Origin of the sequence: Pseudomonas sp. IPO3778 (assembly GCF_013386825.1) — a bacterium.
Lineage (GTDB): Bacteria > Pseudomonadota > Gammaproteobacteria > Pseudomonadales > Pseudomonadaceae > Aquipseudomonas.
On the sequence record NZ_JACARC010000064.1, the window covers coordinates 1 to 17,235 of the forward strand.

General features: G+C 61.0%; 15 protein-coding genes. 9 read left to right on the plus strand and 6 right to left on the minus strand.

Annotated elements, in window-relative coordinates:
* Positions 1–264: 264 nt before the first annotated feature.
* On the minus strand, positions 265–771 hold the full coding sequence (locus HX855_RS28010; RefSeq protein WP_218176048.1) for a GNAT family N-acetyltransferase: 507 nt from the start codon (positions 769–771) through the stop codon (positions 265–267).
* Between the two features lie 137 nt (positions 772–908).
* A complete protein-coding gene (locus tag HX855_RS28015) occupies positions 909–2,648 on the minus strand; it encodes a dipeptidase (RefSeq protein WP_177090387.1) in 1,740 nt (579 codons plus the stop codon).
* A gap of 199 nt (positions 2,649–2,847) precedes the next feature.
* On the opposite strand from HX855_RS28015, the gene HX855_RS28020 reads away from it, so the two are divergent.
* Entirely contained in the window at positions 2,848–3,771 is a 924-nt protein-coding gene (locus HX855_RS28020; RefSeq protein WP_177090385.1) for an ADP-ribosylglycohydrolase family protein, read from the plus strand.
* Positions 3,772–3,778: 7 nt separating this feature from the next.
* Here HX855_RS28020 and rtcR read toward each other — a convergent pair whose 3' ends face one another.
* Positions 3,779–5,386 carry an RNA repair transcriptional activator RtcR gene (rtcR, locus tag HX855_RS28025; protein WP_177090383.1) on the minus strand — a complete coding sequence of 536 codons (1,608 nt, stop codon included), beginning with the start codon at positions 5,384–5,386 and terminating at the stop codon, positions 3,779–3,781.
* 206 nt (positions 5,387–5,592) lie between these two features.
* On the opposite strand from rtcR, the gene HX855_RS28030 reads away from it, so the two are divergent.
* The 5 genes from HX855_RS28030 to HX855_RS28050 all read left to right on the plus strand — a co-directional run bounded on the left by HX855_RS28030 (position 5,593) and on the right by HX855_RS28050 (position 11,634).
* A complete protein-coding gene (locus HX855_RS28030; protein ID WP_177090381.1) occupies positions 5,593–7,143 on the plus strand; it encodes an RNA-binding protein in 1,551 nt (516 codons plus the stop codon).
* Positions 7,144–7,480: 337 nt separating this feature from the next.
* On the plus strand, positions 7,481–8,707 hold the full coding sequence (locus HX855_RS28035) for an RtcB family protein (protein WP_177090379.1): 1,227 nt from the start codon (positions 7,481–7,483) through the stop codon (positions 8,705–8,707).
* Positions 8,708–8,743: 36 nt separating this feature from the next.
* Positions 8,744–9,538, plus strand: a complete 795-nt coding sequence (locus HX855_RS28040; protein WP_177090377.1) for a nucleotidyltransferase domain-containing protein — start codon at positions 8,744–8,746, stop codon at positions 9,536–9,538.
* Between the two features lie 9 nt (positions 9,539–9,547).
* A complete protein-coding gene (rtcA, locus tag HX855_RS28045; protein ID WP_177090375.1) occupies positions 9,548–10,573 on the plus strand; it encodes an RNA 3'-terminal phosphate cyclase in 1,026 nt (341 codons plus the stop codon).
* 104 nt (positions 10,574–10,677) lie between these two features.
* On the plus strand, positions 10,678–11,634 hold the full coding sequence (locus HX855_RS28050; RefSeq protein WP_177090373.1) for a Dyp-type peroxidase: 957 nt from the start codon (positions 10,678–10,680) through the stop codon (positions 11,632–11,634).
* Between the two features lie 96 nt (positions 11,635–11,730).
* On the opposite strand, the gene HX855_RS28055 is transcribed toward HX855_RS28050, so the two are convergent.
* Positions 11,731–12,600 carry an undecaprenyl-diphosphate phosphatase gene (locus HX855_RS28055; protein WP_177090371.1) on the minus strand — a complete coding sequence of 290 codons (870 nt, stop codon included), beginning with the start codon at positions 12,598–12,600 and terminating at the stop codon, positions 11,731–11,733.
* A 190-nt stretch (positions 12,601–12,790) separates the two neighbouring features.
* Here HX855_RS28055 and HX855_RS28060 point away from each other — a divergent pair, with 190 nt between their 5' ends.
* On the plus strand, positions 12,791–13,297 hold the full coding sequence (locus HX855_RS28060) for a GNAT family N-acetyltransferase (RefSeq protein WP_177090393.1): 507 nt from the start codon (positions 12,791–12,793) through the stop codon (positions 13,295–13,297).
* A gap of 4 nt (positions 13,298–13,301) precedes the next feature.
* Here the strand turns inward: HX855_RS28060 and HX855_RS28065 are convergent, their stop codons facing one another.
* Positions 13,302–14,258, minus strand: a complete 957-nt coding sequence (locus HX855_RS28065) for a GlxA family transcriptional regulator (RefSeq protein ID WP_177090369.1) — start codon at positions 14,256–14,258, stop codon at positions 13,302–13,304.
* Positions 14,259–14,425: 167 nt separating this feature from the next.
* On the opposite strand from HX855_RS28065, the gene HX855_RS28070 reads away from it, so the two are divergent.
* Both HX855_RS28070 and HX855_RS28075 read left to right on the plus strand, forming a co-directional pair.
* Complete coding sequence (locus tag HX855_RS28070) at positions 14,426–15,103, plus strand: type 1 glutamine amidotransferase domain-containing protein (RefSeq protein ID WP_177090367.1); 678 nt, start codon at positions 14,426–14,428, stop codon at positions 15,101–15,103.
* A 99-nt stretch (positions 15,104–15,202) separates the two neighbouring features.
* A complete protein-coding gene (locus tag HX855_RS28075) occupies positions 15,203–16,327 on the plus strand; it encodes an alkene reductase (protein ID WP_177090365.1) in 1,125 nt (374 codons plus the stop codon).
* Between the two features lie 8 nt (positions 16,328–16,335).
* Here HX855_RS28075 and HX855_RS28080 read toward each other — a convergent pair whose 3' ends face one another.
* On the minus strand, positions 16,336–16,941 hold the full coding sequence (locus HX855_RS28080) for a glutathione S-transferase (protein WP_177090363.1): 606 nt from the start codon (positions 16,939–16,941) through the stop codon (positions 16,336–16,338).
* Positions 16,942–17,235 lie beyond the last annotated feature (294 nt).

The window sequence follows — 17,235 nt, forward strand, 5'->3', positions numbered from 1 at the left end:
ACCGGCAGGACGCCGGTTTAGCCGCGACGGGGCAGGGACGCCCCGTCGCGGCGGCCCGCTTCGTGCTGCCTGCGTTCGGGCACACCGAGCCTAGGCGAGGTGCCGAGTGGTGGGGCAAGAGCCCTTTTGGTTACTTTTGGGGCTCTTTTCCAACAGTGAGCCGCTGTAAGAGCGGAACCCTAAGCGGCCGTTACCCAAATAACGGATATGTACACATCCCCCACCCCCGGCATCGCTGATCTATCAAAGTGTGGGACCTACGCACTACCCGATATACGAAAACACCACATAGACGAAGCCATTGAACGTGAACTCCGCCACCTGGCGCATCCCCATCCGGATGTGCGCCTTGAGCGATGCCTCGTTGTCATCCCGGATGAACAGAATGCCTTCGCGGCCAGGCTGGCGTTGCTTCAGCTCGGCAAACATCGTCTGCGCCAGGCCCTTGCCACGCTCCGACGCACCCACGCAGATCGGCCCGTAGACATAGGCATCCTCGCTTCCCTGATAGGCCTCGAACATCGCTTTGACAATCGGAATGTCGGCATTCATGGCCCGTGTGGTGGTCATCAGGAAACCGGTGACCTCATGCCCATTGCGCGCGACGATCAGCGGCATGGCCTCCATCATCTGTGCGATGCGTGAGCGCGGCAGTTCCGCCGACAGCATCCCGCCCCGGGTCATTTGATTGGCTGCTTGCAGGGCCACAATGCCGTCGATGTCGGTATCCGTGGCCACGATGACGCGGGTGGTGGTGTGTGTGTCTGTCATGGAGGGTGTCCGTTGTGCTTGGAGGTATCTGTCAGGCGGGCGTTCGCAGCCGGTCGTTACCGATAACCATAACCCAGGTTTTCAGTTCGTGATGCTGCAGAGTGTGGACCCGCCAGGACGGCGGGTCCGAAAGCCGATCAGAGCTTCGGCAGTTGCCCGATCCGGCCCATCATTTCGGTGACGATCTGCAGGTCCAGCAGGAACTGGTCGACAGTCTTGAACTCGTTGTCGGTATGCCCGGTGTACTTGACCTCCGGCCGCGCCAGGCCGAACTGTACGCCATTGGGCAACTCATGCACCGAGGTAGCGCCGGCCGACGTGCCGTACGTGTGCGCCATGCCCAGGTTCTCGCTGGCCACCGCCAACAGCGCCTTGACCCACTCGCCTTCAGGGTTGCGGTACATCGGCTCGGCGATGGAGTAGTCGAAGCTCACGGCCACGTGGTTCTTCTGGGTCCACGCTGCCAGCTTGCCGGCGATTTCGGCCTTGAGCGCTTCCGGCGACTTGCCCTTCGGCACCCGCAGGTTCACCGCCAGCTTGAAGGCCTTGTCATCCTCGCCCACGTAGGTCAGCGAGGTGGTCAGCGGCCCCATGAACGAATCGGAGAAGCCCACACCCAACTTGCCGCCCAGGTAATCCAGGCCCCAGTTATTGGCGGCATAATGCGCGGCGTCGGTGAACTGGTTGTGCTTGAGCGCCACCTTGCCGTCGAGGCTGTTGAGGAAGTCGAGCACCCTGGCCACCGGGTTCACCCCGGATTCCGGTTCGGAGGAGTGGGCGGACACGCCGGTGACGGTCAACTGAACGTCGTTGCCGACCACCTTGGCCGCCACTTCGAAGTCGCCGCCATTGCGCTTGGCGTACTCGCTGCCGGCCTTTTGCAGGCTGGCGGCCAGTTCGGCGGGCTTGTCGCTCAGCAACGTCACCACCGACGCCGACGGGATCTGGTTGGTGGCCTTGCCGCCGGTCATCGAGATGATCTCTGCCCCTTTGCCTTCAGCCTTGCGCTTGGGGAAGTTGGCCATGACCGTGCCGTAGCCTTTCTCGGCGATCACCACCGGGTAGCCGCCATCCAGCGCCAGGTTGTAGTTGGGCGTGGGGTTGTGTTCGAAGTAGTAGGGGATCGCGTCGCCGGAGGTTTCTTCGGTGGTGTCCACCAGCAGCTTGAAGTTGCGCGCCAGGGGCAGCTTCTCTTCCTTGATCACCTTCATCGCGTACATCGCCACCACGATGCCGTTCTTGTCATCCTCGGTGCCGCGGCCATACATGCGGTCGCCGATCAGCGTGACCTTGAACGGGTCGAGTTTAGTGCCGTCTTTCAATACCCAGTTTTCCGGGGTGACCGGCACCACGTCGGCGTGGGCGTGGATGCCGATGACTTCATCGCCGCTGCCTTCCAGGGAAATCTCATAGACGCGGTTATCGATGTTGCGGAAGTTCAGGTTGAACGACTCGGCCAGGCTCTTGATCTTGGCGGCGATCTTGATGAACTCGGGGTTGTCGTGCTGGGCCACGCCGGCCACCTGGAAGGTCGGAATCTCCACCAGCTCGCGCAGGGTTTCGGTGGCAGCCGCGCCGTACTTCACCCGCGCATACAGGCCCAGCAGGCGATGGATTTCATTCTGCTGGTCGGCGGTCAGCTGCTTGTTATCGAGGAAGGCACTGATGGCCGGGCCGAGGTTGTCGCTCTTGGCCACATCACTCTTGGCCAGGCTGGCGAGGAACTCCCGGAAATCCTTGACCGAGGCATCGCTGAAAGTCTTCAGGATGGTCGCGTTCTGTTGCGGGGTAAGGTTGGCTTGGGCCTGGGTGGTAAACACCGAAAGGCTGGCCGCCATCAGGGTGGCGACGGCCAGTTGCTTGAGGGAAAAATCCATTGCTGAGGGCATTCCTTTGCAGGGAGTGAGAGAGAAATGTCTGATCGAAAGGTCAGAAACAATTTCACACACTACCATCGAGAGGGCGGCTGAGGGGAGTGCTTGAGTGGGAAATTTCCCATAGAAACCCACGGCGACCCACAGAACGGAAAGCTCCGGTATGGTTCTCGGCTTGGGGTGTTATTTGTGCAAAGGAGTGATGTTGATGAAGCTTTCAGACCGTTATCGCGGCAGCCTGCTTGGCCTGGCGTGTGGGGATGCAGTAGGGACCACGGTTGAGTTCATGCGCCGGGGTTCGTTTGCCCCTGTTACCGATATGGTCGGTGGCGGACCCTTCCAGCTTCTACCGGGCCAGTGGACAGATGACACGTCAATGGCGCTGTGCCTGGCCGAAAGCCTGCTGCGCAAGAATGGTTTTGACGCTGCCGATCAGATGGGGCGTTATCTGAACTGGTGGAAGTGGGGTTACCTGAGTTCGACGGGTGAGTGTTTCGATATTGGTACGACGGTTCGGGACGCATTGGCGGAGTATCAGCTCAGCGGTGACCCGTTTGCAGGCTCTACCGACCCCTACTCGGCGGGTAACGGGTCGATGATGCGCCTGGCTCCGCTAGTCCTGTTCTATTTTCCTGATGCCGAGCGGCTGCGTGAGTTTACCGTTGCCAGTTCCCGAACCACCCATGGTGCGTTGGAGGCGATTGAATGTTGCCTCGTGCTGGCGGAGTGTCTTGCGAATGCGCTGCGTGGAGATCCGAAAGCGCAGGTAGTGAATGTGGACTATCTGAACTTAAGCCAACCCAAAGTTGCCGCCATTGCTGGCGGCCACTACCTCGATAAGGCGCGCAGCAACATCGTTGGTTCGGGTTACGCAGTAGCTTCGCTTGAGGCGGCGCTATGGTGTTTTCATCACACCGACAGCTTTGCCGAGGCCGTTTTGGTCGCGACAAACCTGGGCGATGACGCCGACACCACTGCGGCAATCGTGGGGCAGTTGGCTGGCGCGTATTACGGTGTGCAAAGTATTCCGGCCGAGTGGTTGGGCAAGTTGTGGCAGCGTGACGATATCCAGGAGACTGCCGATGCGTTGCTTCTGGCTGCACAACTCCGGGCTGCCGCATTTTAGGTATCCATCAGTCCTTCAACTCCGCCAACTGCTTCCAGTCAATCGAAAATCGCGCCAGGTATTTGCGCAAGCGGTCGGCATCGTTCGGTTGCGCCTTGGCTTGTCGGGAGACGCCAAACAGGCGCCTTCCCGCATCGGAAATACTGTCGGACTGGCGGCAGATTTCGATCACGGCGTTGAGTTGCAACTGGTCGAACAGGTCCAGTTCGGTATCGACGCCCAGGCGTGACAGCCAATCGTTTTTCGGCGACTCCAGGCCCCAGGCGTAGCGCAGTCGATCGATTTCTTCCTGGGTCTGGCTCTCGTCGATGCGCCCGTTGTCTGCCAGGGTGGCCATGCGCGTGATGGACGCCGACAGTTCGCGAAAGTTGCCCAGCCACGCCGCTTCGCTGGAGCAGGCAAAAGTGAGGTAACGCCGGCGTGCTTCCAGGTTGAAGCGCACCACCTGGCCTTGTTCGCGGGCGTGGCGTTCCAGTTCGAAGTCGATGTTGGGCTCGATGTCTTCGCGGCGCCCGGCCAGGCCCGGCAGGTCAAAGGTCCAGAGGTTGATCCGGGCGTACAGGTCTTCGCGGAACAGTCCTTCGGCGACGCGGCCGCGCAGGTCGCGGTGGGTGCCGGCGATGATCAGGAAGTCGCTGGTGACCTCCTGGTCGCCACCGAGGGGGAAGAAGCGTTTCTCTTCGACGGCCTTGAGCAGCATCGCCTGTTCGTCGAGCCCCAGTTCGCCGATCTCATCCAGGAACAACATGCCGCCATCCGCCGCGCGCAGCAAGCCATCGCGAGCGTTCTGGGCGCCGGTGAAGGCACCTTTGATATGGCCGAACAGCGCCGACATCGCGCCATCGCCGCGCAAGGTCGCGCAGTTCACTTCGACAAAGCGCCCCTGGACTTGATGCCGGCTGCGCTTGAGTTCGTAGATGCGGCGCGCGAGGAATGACTTGCCGGCACCGGTGGGGCCGATCAGCAGCATCGGCGCCTTGGAGCGTACGGCCACACGTTCGATTTGTTCGATGGAGCGGTTGAAGGCCGGGTTGCGGGTGGCGATTCCGGATTTGAGGAAGGCCAGGCTTTCCAGACGCTTGTGGGCGAAGCGCGATGCGATGCGGTCGTAGCGCGACAGGTCGAGGTCAATCAGGGCATGGGTGCCGGTGGCGCGCTCTTCTTCGTTGCGACGGCGAGCCGGGGAGGTCTGGATCAAGCGGGCGGGCAGATAGCGCGCCTCCGTCAGCAGGAACCAGCAGATTTGCGCGACGTGGGTGCCGGTCGTGATGTGGACCAGGTAGTCCTCGTGGTCGGTATCGAAGCGGTAAGCGGCGGTGAAGTCGTGCAACGCGCCGTACACCTCCTCGAAATCCCAGGGGTTCTTCAGGTGCATCGGGTGCAGCCGCACCTCGGTTTCCGGCGATACCTGCTGGATGTCGTCGCGGACTCGCTGAGCCAGGCTGACATCGCGGGCATCAATGCCGTGAATCAGTTCGAGGCGATTAATCAGTACCTCTTGCTGCTGGCAGAGGCCCACGCTGGGGCGCCAATGGTTCCAGCGGTTGGCACCTTTGCCGACCCGGTCGAGGGTTGAGCCGATAAAACCGATGGCAACGGTGCGTTTCTGACTCATGGTGATACCAATATATATATGACGATATGTAAGGATAAGTAATTTGTGATGCAAATGTCACCGCTGCTGAGCGGTGAAATGACTAAAATTAAAAATAACTATATAAAACAAATAGATAAAAAATTTTCACGTTCAAAAAATAGAACTGGCATGGCGGCTGCAATAACTCTCGCAACGAAACACACACAACAGAGCGAGACGCCACGATGGCCAACTCCCAAGTCTTCAACACCCAGCAGGCGAAACTGCCTGCATGCGACACCTTGAACGCTACACAGGTACCGGCTTATGCCTACAGCGCCAAGCACAAACTGGCCCAGTTGGCAGTCACCGGTTGCTTGAACCAGACCTTCCACGCCTCAGCTGAAAGCCAGCTGGACAGCGTGTTGCAACTGGCCGGCGAGCTGGACAGCCGTTATGTCGCCAAGGTCGCGTGTTATGCCCGCCGCCAGGGCCATATGAAAGACATGCCGGCGTTGCTGTTGGCTGCATTGGTGGCCCAGCGTTCGGTGATGGTGCCGCAGGTGTTCGAGCAGGTCGTGGACAGCGGCAAGATGTTGCGCAACTTCGTGCAAATCCTGCGCAGCGGAGTGACCGGACGCAAATCCCTGGGTTCGCAGCCCAAGCGGCTGGTACAGAACTGGTTGAACACTGCGACGGAGCGTCAGTTGTTGCAAGCCTCGGTGGGTAATCAACCATCGTTGGCGGATGTGGTGAAAATGGTTCACCCCAAGCCCACTGAACCATGGCGTGAAGCGTTCTTCGCCTGGTTGATCGGGCGGCCAGTGGATGTACAGGCCTTGCCGGAGTTGACCCGGGCTTTGCTCGCCTTTCGTAGCGGTTCAAGCACCGAAGTACCGGCGGTACCGTTCCAGTTGCTTGGAAACGAGAAGCTCAGCAAGGAACAGTGGGCTGCGCAGGCCGATAACATGGGCTGGCAGGCGCTGCGCATGAACCTCAACACCTTTGCACGCCAGGGCACATTCGAGGTGCCGGGGTTTGCATGGTACGTGGCGGCGCGATTGGCAGATGCAGAAGCGATCGCCAAGGCGCGGGTGTACCCGTACCAGCTGCTGGCGGCGTATCGGATGGCGGGAGATGACGTACCGGCGCGTGTGCGGGAGGCCTTGCAGGATGCTCTTGAGTTGTCCCTGGCCAACGTGCCGGTGCTGCAGGGTTCGGTAGTGGTTTGCCCTGATGTGTCGGGCTCGATGCACAGCCCGGTGACCGGTTACCGCGAGGGCGCCACGAGCGCTGTACGTTGCATCGATGTGGCGGCCTTGATTGGCGCCGCGATCTTGCGCAAGCAGCCGGACGCACGCTTGATGCCGTTTGAAAATCATGTGGTGGATATCCGGCTCAACCCGCGTGACAGTGTGATGAGCAATGCGAAGAAACTGGCAGCCATCGGCGGAGGCGGGACCAACTGTTCGGCGCCGCTGGCCAAGATAGCTGGCGCCAAAATGAAAGTGGACACGGTGATACTGGTGTCCGACAACGAGTCGTGGATTGATGCAAGGCGCCAGCGCGGTACCGAAACCATGCGCCAATGGGAGCTGATCAAACAGATCAACCCGCAAGCGCGGTTGGTGTGTATCGATATGCAGCCGGGCGCTACGACGCAGGCGGCGGACCGTCAGGACATTTTGAATGTAGGAGGCTTCAGTGATGCGGTATTTGATGTGATCGCACAGTTCGCCGAAGGGCGCTACGGTGCGCAACATTGGGTGCGGGCGATTGAAGCAATGGAAGTTTGATTTTCACTGGCGCTGAATGCCGACGGGACTACATCAAAGACGTCTCGTCAACCCTTGTCAGCGTCAGTGACGGCACGAATGCCTGTGGCTGTACATCTCTGGTAAGCCGGTATGTTCCGGCGCTCAGTCACACTTTTTGTCGTGCCACCTTTTTACGATTTTGGCAGTGAATGCCGCGGGTACTCCTTCGTGTCGCAGGTTCGATTCCTGCCCCGGCAACGGGTAGCTCAGTTGGTAGAGCAGCGTATCCGTGATCCCTTGTCACTGCCTACGGGCCTGGCCCATTTATTCAAGGACTACGCCGCCTGAGTGTGGCGAATGGAAAAGAGTCGAGAACATGCAAGCACCTACTTTTCAACTGCTGGAAGTTGCCAACGGCAAGCCCATCAAACTCTGGACCCAAGGAGTGCCGGTGGAGCCGGAAGCTCGCCAGCAATTGATGAACACGGCGAAGATGCCGTTCATTTTCAAGCACCTTGCGGTGATGCCGGATGTGCATCTGGGCAAGGGCTCCACCATTGGCAGCGTGATCCCCACCGTAGGCGCGATTATCCCGGCCGCCGTTGGCGTGGATATCGGCTGCGGCATGATCGCCGCGCGCACCTCGCTGACTGCCGCTGACCTGCCGGATAACCTCCATGGTCTGCGTTGCGCGATTGAAGCGGCGGTGCCCCATGGTCGCACCAGCGGCCGCAACGGGCGTGACAAGGGTGCCTGGGACAGTATTCCGCAGCAGGCCGATGTTGCATGGGCGGCATTGCATCCACGGTTCAAGACGATCACCGACAAGTACCCGAAGCTGCTGAAAACCAACAACCGCCAACACCTCGGGACGTTGGGCTCGGGTAACCACTTTGTCGAAGTCTGCCTGGATGAAGCCGACCGGGTCTGGTTCATGTTGCACAGCGGTTCCCGTGGTGTCGGCAATGCCATCGGCAACCTGTTTATCCAGTTGGCTCAAGAGGACATGCGTCAGCACATCGCCAACTTGCCGGATCGGGACCTGGCGTATTTCGAAGAAGGCAGTGAGCACTTCGATGACTATGTTGAAGCCGTCGGCTGGGCCCAGGACTTCGCCCGGCAGAACCGTGAGCTGATGATGCAGGCGGTGGTTCAGGCGACGCGCAAGGTGATCCAAAAACCGTTTGAAGTAGCGCTGGAGGCGGTGAACTGCCACCACAACTATGTGCAAAAAGAGCGGCATTTCGGTGAAGACATTCTGGTTACCCGCAAGGGTGCGGTGTCGGCCAAGAAGGGTGAGTTGGGTATTATTCCGGGCTCGATGGGCGCGAAAAGTTTCATTGTGCGCGGGCTGGGTAACGAAGAGTCGTTCTGTTCCTGCAGCCACGGCGCTGGCCGGACCATGAGCCGCACCAAGGCTAAAAACACCTTCACGGTGGCCGATCAGGTGCGCGCAACGGCGCACGTGGAATGCCGCAAGGACGCCGCGGTAATCGATGAGATTCCGATGGCCTACAAGGACATCGACCAAGTGATGCACGCCCAGCGCGAGCTGGTGGAAGTGCTGCACACTTTGCGTCAGGTGGTATGCGTCAAGGGATAGAACCCGGGATTTTTCAGTTGTACAGGAGCGTTCAAAATGAATAAGGAAGAAGAGGGCAGGCATCCCCTCAGCCTCGCCATGCGCGAGCGGGTGTTGCTTGAGCTGGAACGTATAGAGCATGAGCGAAACGTCACAGTGTTGTATGCCTGTGAGTCCGGCAGCCGCGCCTGGGGTTTTGCCTCTACCGACAGTGATTACGACGTGCGTTTCGTCTATGTGGAAAAGCCGGACTGGTTTGTCCAGGTGGATACGCCACGGGATGTGATCGAACGCCCGCTGGACGACGAATTGGATATCAGCGGTTGGGAGCTACGCAAGACCCTCGGCCTGCTACGCAAATCCAACCCGACGCTACTGGAATGGCTGGATTCGCCGTTGGTGTATCGCAGCGAGGCGGCTGCGACCTCGCGCCTGCAGGCTCTGGCGGAAACGTTCTACAGCCCGCCGGCGGCTCGCAGTCACTATTTGTCGATGGCCAGGAAAAACTTTCGTGGCTACCTGCAAGGCGACACGGTGCGCTTTAAAAAGTACTTCTATGTGCTGCGGCCTTTGCTGGCGGTGCGCTGGATCGACCTTGGGCTCGGGCGGCCACCGATGACATTTGCCGATCTGTTGTCGACGGTCACGGACCCGCTTTTGCTGGATGAAGTGGCGACGCTGCTGGCGCTCAAACGTAATGCCGCAGAAGCCGCCTACGGTCCAAGGCGCCCGGCATTGCACCGGTTTATCTCGGCAGAGCTGGAGCGCGAGGTTCCCAAGTTGCCCCGTACCCAGGAACACACTCATTTGCTGGACCATTACCTGAGGGAAACGGTAAAGCACTACGCATAAGGAATGGATATGAACCAGGATGTGATCGAACTGGACGGCGCCATGGGCGGTGGCCAGGTATTACGCAGCGGCCTGAGCCTGTCGATGGTGACCGGGCGTACGTTGCGGATTAAGAATATTCGCGCCAGGCGCAGTCGGCCAGGGCTGTTGCGTCAGCACTTGACGGCAGTGCTGGCCGCCGCCGAGGTATGTGGCGCGCGGGTCGAAGGTGCTGAACTGGGTTCTCAGGCGTTGCTGTTCGAGCCGGGGCGGATCCAGGGTGGGGACTATACGTTCTCTATCGGCACGGCCGGCAGTTGCACCCTGGTATTGCAGACGTTGCTGCCGGCATTGCTGCTGGCTCTGCAGCCCAGCCGTGTCAGCATTTGCGGCGGCACCCACAACCCGATGGCACCTCCGGTGGATTTCCTTGAGCGAGCGTGGCTGCCGCAGCTGCGGCGGATGGGCGCCCGGGTCGAGCTGACGCTGGTGCGTCATGGCTTTGTACCGGCTGGCGGTGGCGAGCTTGTGGCGTTTATACATCCAAGCGCATTGATGCCATTGCACCTCACTGAGCGGGGTGAATTGAAGGGCGCCTGTGCCACCACGTTGAGTGCCGGGCTGCCCGTTCACGTCGCCGAGCGCGAGCTGGAACGTGTTCGTCAGCGGTTGTCCATCAGCCCGGAGCAGTTGCGCGCGGTGAATCTTGATCCGGAGCACGGGCCGGGCAATGTCCTGTTGTTGGAATATGCTCATGCGCACGTCACCGAAGTGTTCAGTGCCTTTGGCCATCTGCGATTGCGAGCAGCGGCGGTAGCCGACCAGGCTGTCGAGCAGGCGCTCCAGTGGCTTGCCAGTGAAGCGGTCGTCGCCGAGCATCTGGCCGACCAGCTATTGCTGCCGATGGCACTTGCCGGCGGCGGCAGTTTCACCACGCTGCGGATGACCGAGCACTTGCAGAGCAACAAGGCGGTGATCCAGCGGTTTTTGCCCGTGGTTATTGAATGCCACGAGCAAGGCCCTCAATTGCTGAGGATTGAATGCCGGACGCTGTAGCCCGGCGAACGGGACCGCTCTCTACGCGCTGAGTCGCGACCGTCCGTCTTCTGTCTGCTAATCTGCCGTCGTTGAAATCTCGACCGCCACCCGTGGACTTCTCAATGACAACGCCAACCGATCAGCACCTCGAACCCCAATCTGTCTGCAGCCCCATCACCAGCAGCGCCATTTTCATGGTCGCCACCCTGGCCCCCGGCAGTGATTCGGCCGAGGCGGTACGCAGCTGGTGTGGCGATATTGCAGGGCTGGTGCGTTCGGTCGGCAAGCGTGTTCCGGCCGGCAACCTGTCGTGTGTCGCAGGTTTTGGCTCGAAGGCATGGGACGCGCTGTTCGGCAGCCCGCGTCCGGCGGCGCTGCATCCGTTCAAGGAAGTGGGCGTGGCCGGGCGCCTGGCACCGGCCACGCCGGGGGATATCCTGCTGCATATCCGCGCGGACCAGATGGACCTGTGTTTCGAGTTGGCCACGCAGTTGATGGCAGCGCTGGGCGATGCGGTGACGGTGGTGGATGAGGTCCAGGGTTTCCGCTACTTCGACATGCGCAGCATCATCGGTTTTGTCGACGGCACCGAGAACCCGGTGGGGCGCAAGGCGGTGGGCTTCACCATTGTGGGGGATGAAGATCCGGCGTTCAGCGGCGGCAGCTATGTGCTGGTGCAGAAGTACCTGCACAACATGCAGGCCTGGAACGCATTGTCGGTGGAGGCGCAGGAGCGGGTGATCGGGCGCACCAAATTGTCGGATCTCGAACTCGACGATGCCGCCAAGCCGACCAACTCCCACAGTGCCCTGACCACGATCACCAAGGATGGCGAGGAAGTGAAAATCCTGCGGGACAACATGCCCTTTGGCCGCCCGGGCGCAGGGGAGTTCGGGACGTACTTTATCGGCTACGCACGGTCGCCGGAGCCGTTGGAGCTGATGCTGGAAAACATGTTTGTCGGTCGACCTGCCGGTAATTATGACCGCCTGCTGGACTTCAGCACGGCGGTCACCGGCGGCCTGTTCTTCATCCCTTCAGCGGATTTGCTCGAAGAACTGGCCGACCGCGCACCTTAACTGTAGGAGTGAGCTGGCTCGCGAAAAACGCCCAGGCACCGTGTTTATTCAGGCTTGCCGCGTCATCGTTAACGACCATCGCGAGCAAGCTCGCTCCTACAGGAATCCGGTGCTCACCGCCACAATCAGGAACACCCCGAGCACCGCGCGATAGATCACGAACGGCCAGGTGGAGAACCGCTCCAGGAACTTCATCAGGCCCCAGATTGCGAAGAACGCCGAGACGCTGGCAACCACCAGGCCAAAGATCAGATGGGGCCAGGCGTGGGCGGGCAGGTCGGCGTGGAGCAACACCCACAGCTCCTTCAGGCCCGCCAGGGCAATCGCCGGCAAGCCCAGCAGGAACGAAAACCGCGCGGCTTCTTCACGCTTGAAGTTGAGGAACAGGGCGGCGGTCAGGGTCGAACCCGAGCGGGAAACCCCAGGGATCAGCGCGCCGATCTGCGCAATCCCGACAATCAGCGCATCCCGCAGGCGCATTTCGCCCACCGTGCGCTTATGCCTCGCGCTGAGTTCAGCCGCCGCCAGCAGCACCGCCATCACCAGGCAGGAAATCCCGATCACCATCAGCCCGCGCAACGGTGAGTTGCAGGCGTTGAGTGTCGACGATAAGGCAATCCCGGCGATACCAATCGGAATCGTCGCCAACACAATGGCCACTGCCAGCTTGAACCACTGATTGTTGTAGTCACCCTGGCGCACCGCCGTGATGCTGCCGACCGTGACCTGGCGCACGTCCTTCCAGAAATAACTGACCACCGCCGCCAGTGCCGCCAACTGCATGGCTGCGGAAAACGCCGAGCCGGGATCGGGCCAGCCGAGCAGGGCGGGCACGATGCGCATGTGGGCGGTGGAAGACACAGGCAGCAATTCAGTGATGCCTTGAATGATGCCCAAAATGCCGATTTGCAGGTAATCCAGGGACGCAAAGCCGACATCGAGGCCGCTGGTACAGACGTTTGTCAAAGTACTTATCCTGAGAACAAGGGGAGGGAAGTGAGGGGGAGTTTAGTCTAACCTTGTAATGATTTTGCCATTGACAAGAGAAAAGAGCGATCGGTTCAGCAAGCAGAAAGCTTGGCCGGCGTATTGGCATTGCCGGTGGCTTTTGTTGACAATGGTGGCCTGTTTTTTTGCCGAGATGCCCATGCCTGCAATCCCCGATACCACCGTCGAATTGATCGAGACTGGCCCGGAACATGCCGCGCTGATCGCCAACCTTTACCAGTTCTATGCCTACGAGTCCTCGGACTGGGAGCAGGAGGATGTCGAGGTGGACGGTCGCTTCTACATTCATGAGGAGCATCTGGCCCGCTACTGGCAAGACCCGCAGTGGAGTGCCAACCTGCTGTTGGTCGACGGGTTTATCGCAGGCTTCCTGCTGATCGAAGGCAGCGAGTTGCCGGGGATCGACGCCCTGGAACTGGCTGACCTGTTTATCTTGAAACGCTACCGCCGCAAGGGCATTGGCCGCGCCATCGCCACCCAGGTGTTGAGCAGTGGCGAGGCGAATTGGCTGGTGCGGTTCTATGACCAGGATGAAGTGAGCCAGGCGTTCTGGCGGACAGTGCTGGATAACCTGCCGCGCCCGGTGCAGGCCATCGAGCTGGAGGATGAGCCGAACCTGTTGAGCTTCCTGGTGACCCGGGCCGCCCTGCACTAATCCGTCAGTTGAATGCTGCGCCAGCCCCTGCACTGAACAACGCTGCCTGCATCGTCTGTGGCGGCTGGCCGAACGCCCGCAGAAATGCCTGGCGCATGCGCTCGCGATCACCGAACCCGGTCTCGCGGGCGACCACTTCCACGGGATGCCGGCTGGTCTCCATCATCGCCCGGGCGGCTTCCACCCGCAGGGACTCGATGGCTTTGGCCGGGGTTTGCCCGGTTTCCTCGCGGAACACCCGGCTGAACTGACGCGGGCTGAGCCTGGCGACAGCCGCGAGGGCTTCGACGGAAAGGTCGTGAGTCAGGTTCTCCCGGGCGTAGGCCAGGGCCAGTTGCACGCGGTCAGATTTGGGGTCCAGTTCCAGCAGCGCTGAGAGTTGCGACTGCTCGCTGCCGCGCCGCTGGGCAATCACCAGCTTGCGCGCGATGCGCCGGGCAAGGTCGCTGCCCAGGTCGTTCTCGACCATGGCCAGTGCCAGGTCCACCCCGGCGCTCATCCCGGCGCCGGTCCAGATCTGGCCGTCGACCACAAACAGCTTGTCTTCCTCCAGCCGAATCTGCGGGTAACGCTTGCGAAAAGCCGGTGCGTGCAGCCAGTGGGTGGTTGCGCGCTTACCCTCCAGCAACCCGGCCTCGGCCAGCACGAAGATGCCCATGCACAGCGAAGCAATTCGCCGCGACTGCTTCGAGGCCGCCTGGACAAGCGTCGGCAGGCTGGCGTCAGGCAGTTGGAACTCCAGGTAACCGCTGACGATCAATGTGTCATAGCCCTCGGGGCGGATCGGCGTGCTGTTCACCGAGAAGCCCTGGGACGTCATGATCGGGCCGCCATTCTCCGACACCAGGTGAAACTCATACGCCTGCTCGCCCCGCAGCAGATTCGCGCACTCGAACACCGAGCCCAGGCTAAGGCTGAGGGATTGAAAGTTCGGGTAAACCATCAGCGCAATGCTGTGCATCTCATTTCTCCAGGGGGCGCGGAGCGGTGATTGTCGGCGTGTACCGGGTAAACGGCAACCGGCTTGGCGCAATGTCCGGAATCCTTGCGGACATGACATTGTGCGGTATTGGCCCGGCTCCTAAGCTTCACTCCATTCCAACCCACATCACCCCGAGGCACTGGCACATGAAAGTATTGATGGTTTTGACTTCTCACGACCAGCTTGGCAACACCGGCCGCAAGACCGGGTTCTGGCTCGAAGAATTTGCTGCACCGTACTACGCGTTCAAGGACGCCGGGGCCGACGTGACCCTGGCCTCGCCGGCCGGTGGGCAGCCGCCGCTGGACCCGGTCAGTGACCTGCCGGACTCGCAAACCGACCAGACCCGCCGCTTCGCCACCGATCCGGCGGCGCAGCAGGCCCTGGCGACGACTGTGAAGCTGGACTCGGTCAACGCCGGCGACTTCGACACCGTGTTCTACCCAGGCGGGCACGGCCCGCTGTGGGACCTGGCAGAATCGAAAACCTCCATCGCCCTGATCGAAGCCTTCGAACGAGCCGGCAAGCCCATCGGTTTTGTCTGCCACGCCCCGGGCGCACTGCGTCACGTCAAGGCCGTCAACGGCGAGCCGCTGGTCAAGGGTCGACGTGTCACTGGCTTCTCCAACTCCGAAGAGGCAGCGGTTGGCCTGACCGACGTGGTGCCATTCCTGATCGAAGATGATTTCAAGGCGCTGGGCGGCAAGTACGAGAAGGGTGCCGATTGGCAGTCCTTTGTGATTGAAGATGGCCTGCTGGTCACCGGGCAGAATCCTGCCAGTTCAAGCGACGTTGCCAAAGCGCTGTTGAAGCTCACCGCGTAACCCGCCAACCCCCCCCAAAAAAAGCAAGTTGCTGGCGGCTCCCCTGACCGGGGGCCGGCAGCTTCTGCTCGCCTGACATTTACCTCTGGAGCTCCCTTCATGAGTCACCGCGCTTTAGGTACCCCGATCAAACTGGGGCACCACACCCTGAAAAACCGCATCGTCCTGCCGCCGCTCACACGCCAGCGAAGCGCCCAGCCCGGCGACATCGCCACAGACTTGATGGCGGTCTATTACCGCCAGCGTGCCACGGCCGGCTTCATGGTCAGTGAGGGTACGCAGATCGAGCCCCGTGGCCAGGGTTATGCCTGGACCCCGGGCATCTATACCCCGGCGCAGATCGACGGCTGGCGCACAGTGACTGATGCGGTGCATGCCGAAGGCGGGGTGATCTTCGCTCAGCTTTGGCACGTGGGCCGCGTGTCCCATCCCGACCTGCAACCTGACGGCGCAGCCCCGGTCGCGCCATCGGCGATCCAGCCGCAGCAAGTCAAGGCGTTCATTGAAACCGGGCCGGGCACCGGCGAGTTGGTACAGCCGCCACAGCCACGCGCGTTAGCGACCGCAGAGGTCAAGGAGCTGGTGGGGCTTTACGCCCAGGCTGCAAAAAATGCATTGGCCGCCGGGTTTGATGGCGTGGAAATTCATTCGGCCAACGGCTACCTGGTCAACCAGTTCATCTCGGCGCATTCCAACCAGCGCGACGATGAGTACGGCGGCTCGCTGCACAATCGCCTGCGGTTCCTGCGGGAAATCGTCGAGGCGGTGGCTGACGTGGTCGGCCCGGAACGGCTGGGTGTGCGTTTTGCGCCATTGTTCAGTGGCACCGATCAGGACCGTGTCTACATCGGGCTGGTCGAGGAAGATCCGCATCACACCTACATCGAGGCGATCAAAGTGCTGGAAGCCGCCGGCATTGCCTACGTGTCCATTGCCGAGGCCGACTGGGACAACGCCCCCGAGTTGCCGGAGTCGTTCCGCCGGGCGGTGCGCGACGCCTTCACCGGTCGCATCATCTACGCCGGCCGCTACACCGCAGAGCGCGGCGTGCGGTTGGTCGAGGCGGGGCTGGCAGACCTGATTGCGTTTGGTCGGCCGTACATTGCCAACCCCGACTTGCCCCAGCGCCTTCTCAACGGTTGGCCACTGAACCCGTTGAATGCTGCCGGCCTGTATGGCGGCACTGAAGTGGGCTTCACCGATTACCCGGTGTACGCCGGGTAATGAGTCGCTTACTCGGTCGGGTACCTGCGAAACGCCGGATGCTGCTCGGCGAGTGCCGCGTGGCGCTGCAAGTGGGGGAACGCCTCGGCCTTGACCACGTCCGCGATCTTGAGCTGGCTGAACGACCAGGCGACCGCCACCGTCAGGCTCGCCTGGTTCAGCGGCGCCTCGCTGTCGCGCACGGCCACCCGCGCATCCAATAGTGAATAAGCCGCCAGCAGTTGCCCGGTCACGCGGTCGATCCACGGCTGGTGCAGCTTTTCGGCGGGTCGCAGGTGATGCTCGTAAACGATCTGCACGGTTTTTTCGCACGCGGCCAGCGCCAGGCCGATCACCTGCAAATCCTTGGCAAGCGCTGGGGCTGACGGTGGCAACAGCTTGCTGCCGACCGGCGCCAGGGCTTCCAGGTAGTCGAGGATCAGGCCGGAATCCATCAGCACCGTGCCGTCATCGAGCACCAGCGTCGGCGCCTTGACCACCGGGTTGAGCCTGGAAAACTCATCAAAGGTGCTGAACACCGACAGGGCCTGGTGCTCAAACGGCACACCGTACAGTTCCAGGGAAATGGCCACGCGGCGCACGTAGGGCGAGTCCAGCATACCGATCAGTTTCATTCAGCCTCCATTTGCCGAAGTGTTAAATTCAGATGACTTTATCGGGCGACTTACCCTCGTAATATCTATCTTTTTTATCATGAAAGGTTAGCCAGGCATTACATGAATGCTTTCCCGCCCTTGACCGCACTGCGCAGTTTCGAAGCCACCTCCAGGGTTGGGAGCGTGACCCTGGCCGCCACGGGAGTATTCGGCGAACGAGCAGCGGGCGTTCTCCGCGTGGTTGTTCGCGAAGGGGGAGGCCTGCCTGCGTAATGTGCACGCGAAAACTGGACAGAATGATGGCTAATTACT

What these genes read in the sequence shown, in the direction of transcription:
- HX855_RS28010 (WP_218176048.1), bottom strand. Translation starts at nt 771, where the DNA reads ATGACAGACACACACACCACCACCCGCGTCATCGTGGCCACGGATACC.
- HX855_RS28015 (WP_177090387.1), bottom strand. Translation starts at nt 2,648, where the DNA reads ATGGATTTTTCCCTCAAGCAACTGGCCGTCGCCACCCTGATGGCGGCC.
- HX855_RS28020 (WP_177090385.1), top strand. Translation starts at nt 2,848, where the DNA reads ATGTTGATGAAGCTTTCAGACCGTTATCGCGGCAGCCTGCTTGGCCTG.
- rtcR (WP_177090383.1), bottom strand. Translation starts at nt 5,386, where the DNA reads ATGAGTCAGAAACGCACCGTTGCCATCGGTTTTATCGGCTCAACCCTC.
- HX855_RS28030 (WP_177090381.1), top strand. Translation starts at nt 5,593, where the DNA reads ATGGCCAACTCCCAAGTCTTCAACACCCAGCAGGCGAAACTGCCTGCA.
- HX855_RS28035 (WP_177090379.1), top strand. Translation starts at nt 7,481, where the DNA reads ATGCAAGCACCTACTTTTCAACTGCTGGAAGTTGCCAACGGCAAGCCC.
- HX855_RS28040 (WP_177090377.1), top strand. Translation starts at nt 8,744, where the DNA reads ATGAATAAGGAAGAAGAGGGCAGGCATCCCCTCAGCCTCGCCATGCGC.
- rtcA (WP_177090375.1), top strand. Translation starts at nt 9,548, where the DNA reads ATGAACCAGGATGTGATCGAACTGGACGGCGCCATGGGCGGTGGCCAG.
- HX855_RS28050 (WP_177090373.1), top strand. Translation starts at nt 10,678, where the DNA reads ATGACAACGCCAACCGATCAGCACCTCGAACCCCAATCTGTCTGCAGC.
- HX855_RS28065 (WP_177090369.1), bottom strand. Translation starts at nt 14,258, where the DNA reads ATGCACAGCATTGCGCTGATGGTTTACCCGAACTTTCAATCCCTCAGC.
- HX855_RS28070 (WP_177090367.1), top strand. Translation starts at nt 14,426, where the DNA reads ATGAAAGTATTGATGGTTTTGACTTCTCACGACCAGCTTGGCAACACC.
- HX855_RS28075 (WP_177090365.1), top strand. Translation starts at nt 15,203, where the DNA reads ATGAGTCACCGCGCTTTAGGTACCCCGATCAAACTGGGGCACCACACC.
- HX855_RS28080 (WP_177090363.1), bottom strand. Translation starts at nt 16,941, where the DNA reads ATGAAACTGATCGGTATGCTGGACTCGCCCTACGTGCGCCGCGTGGCC.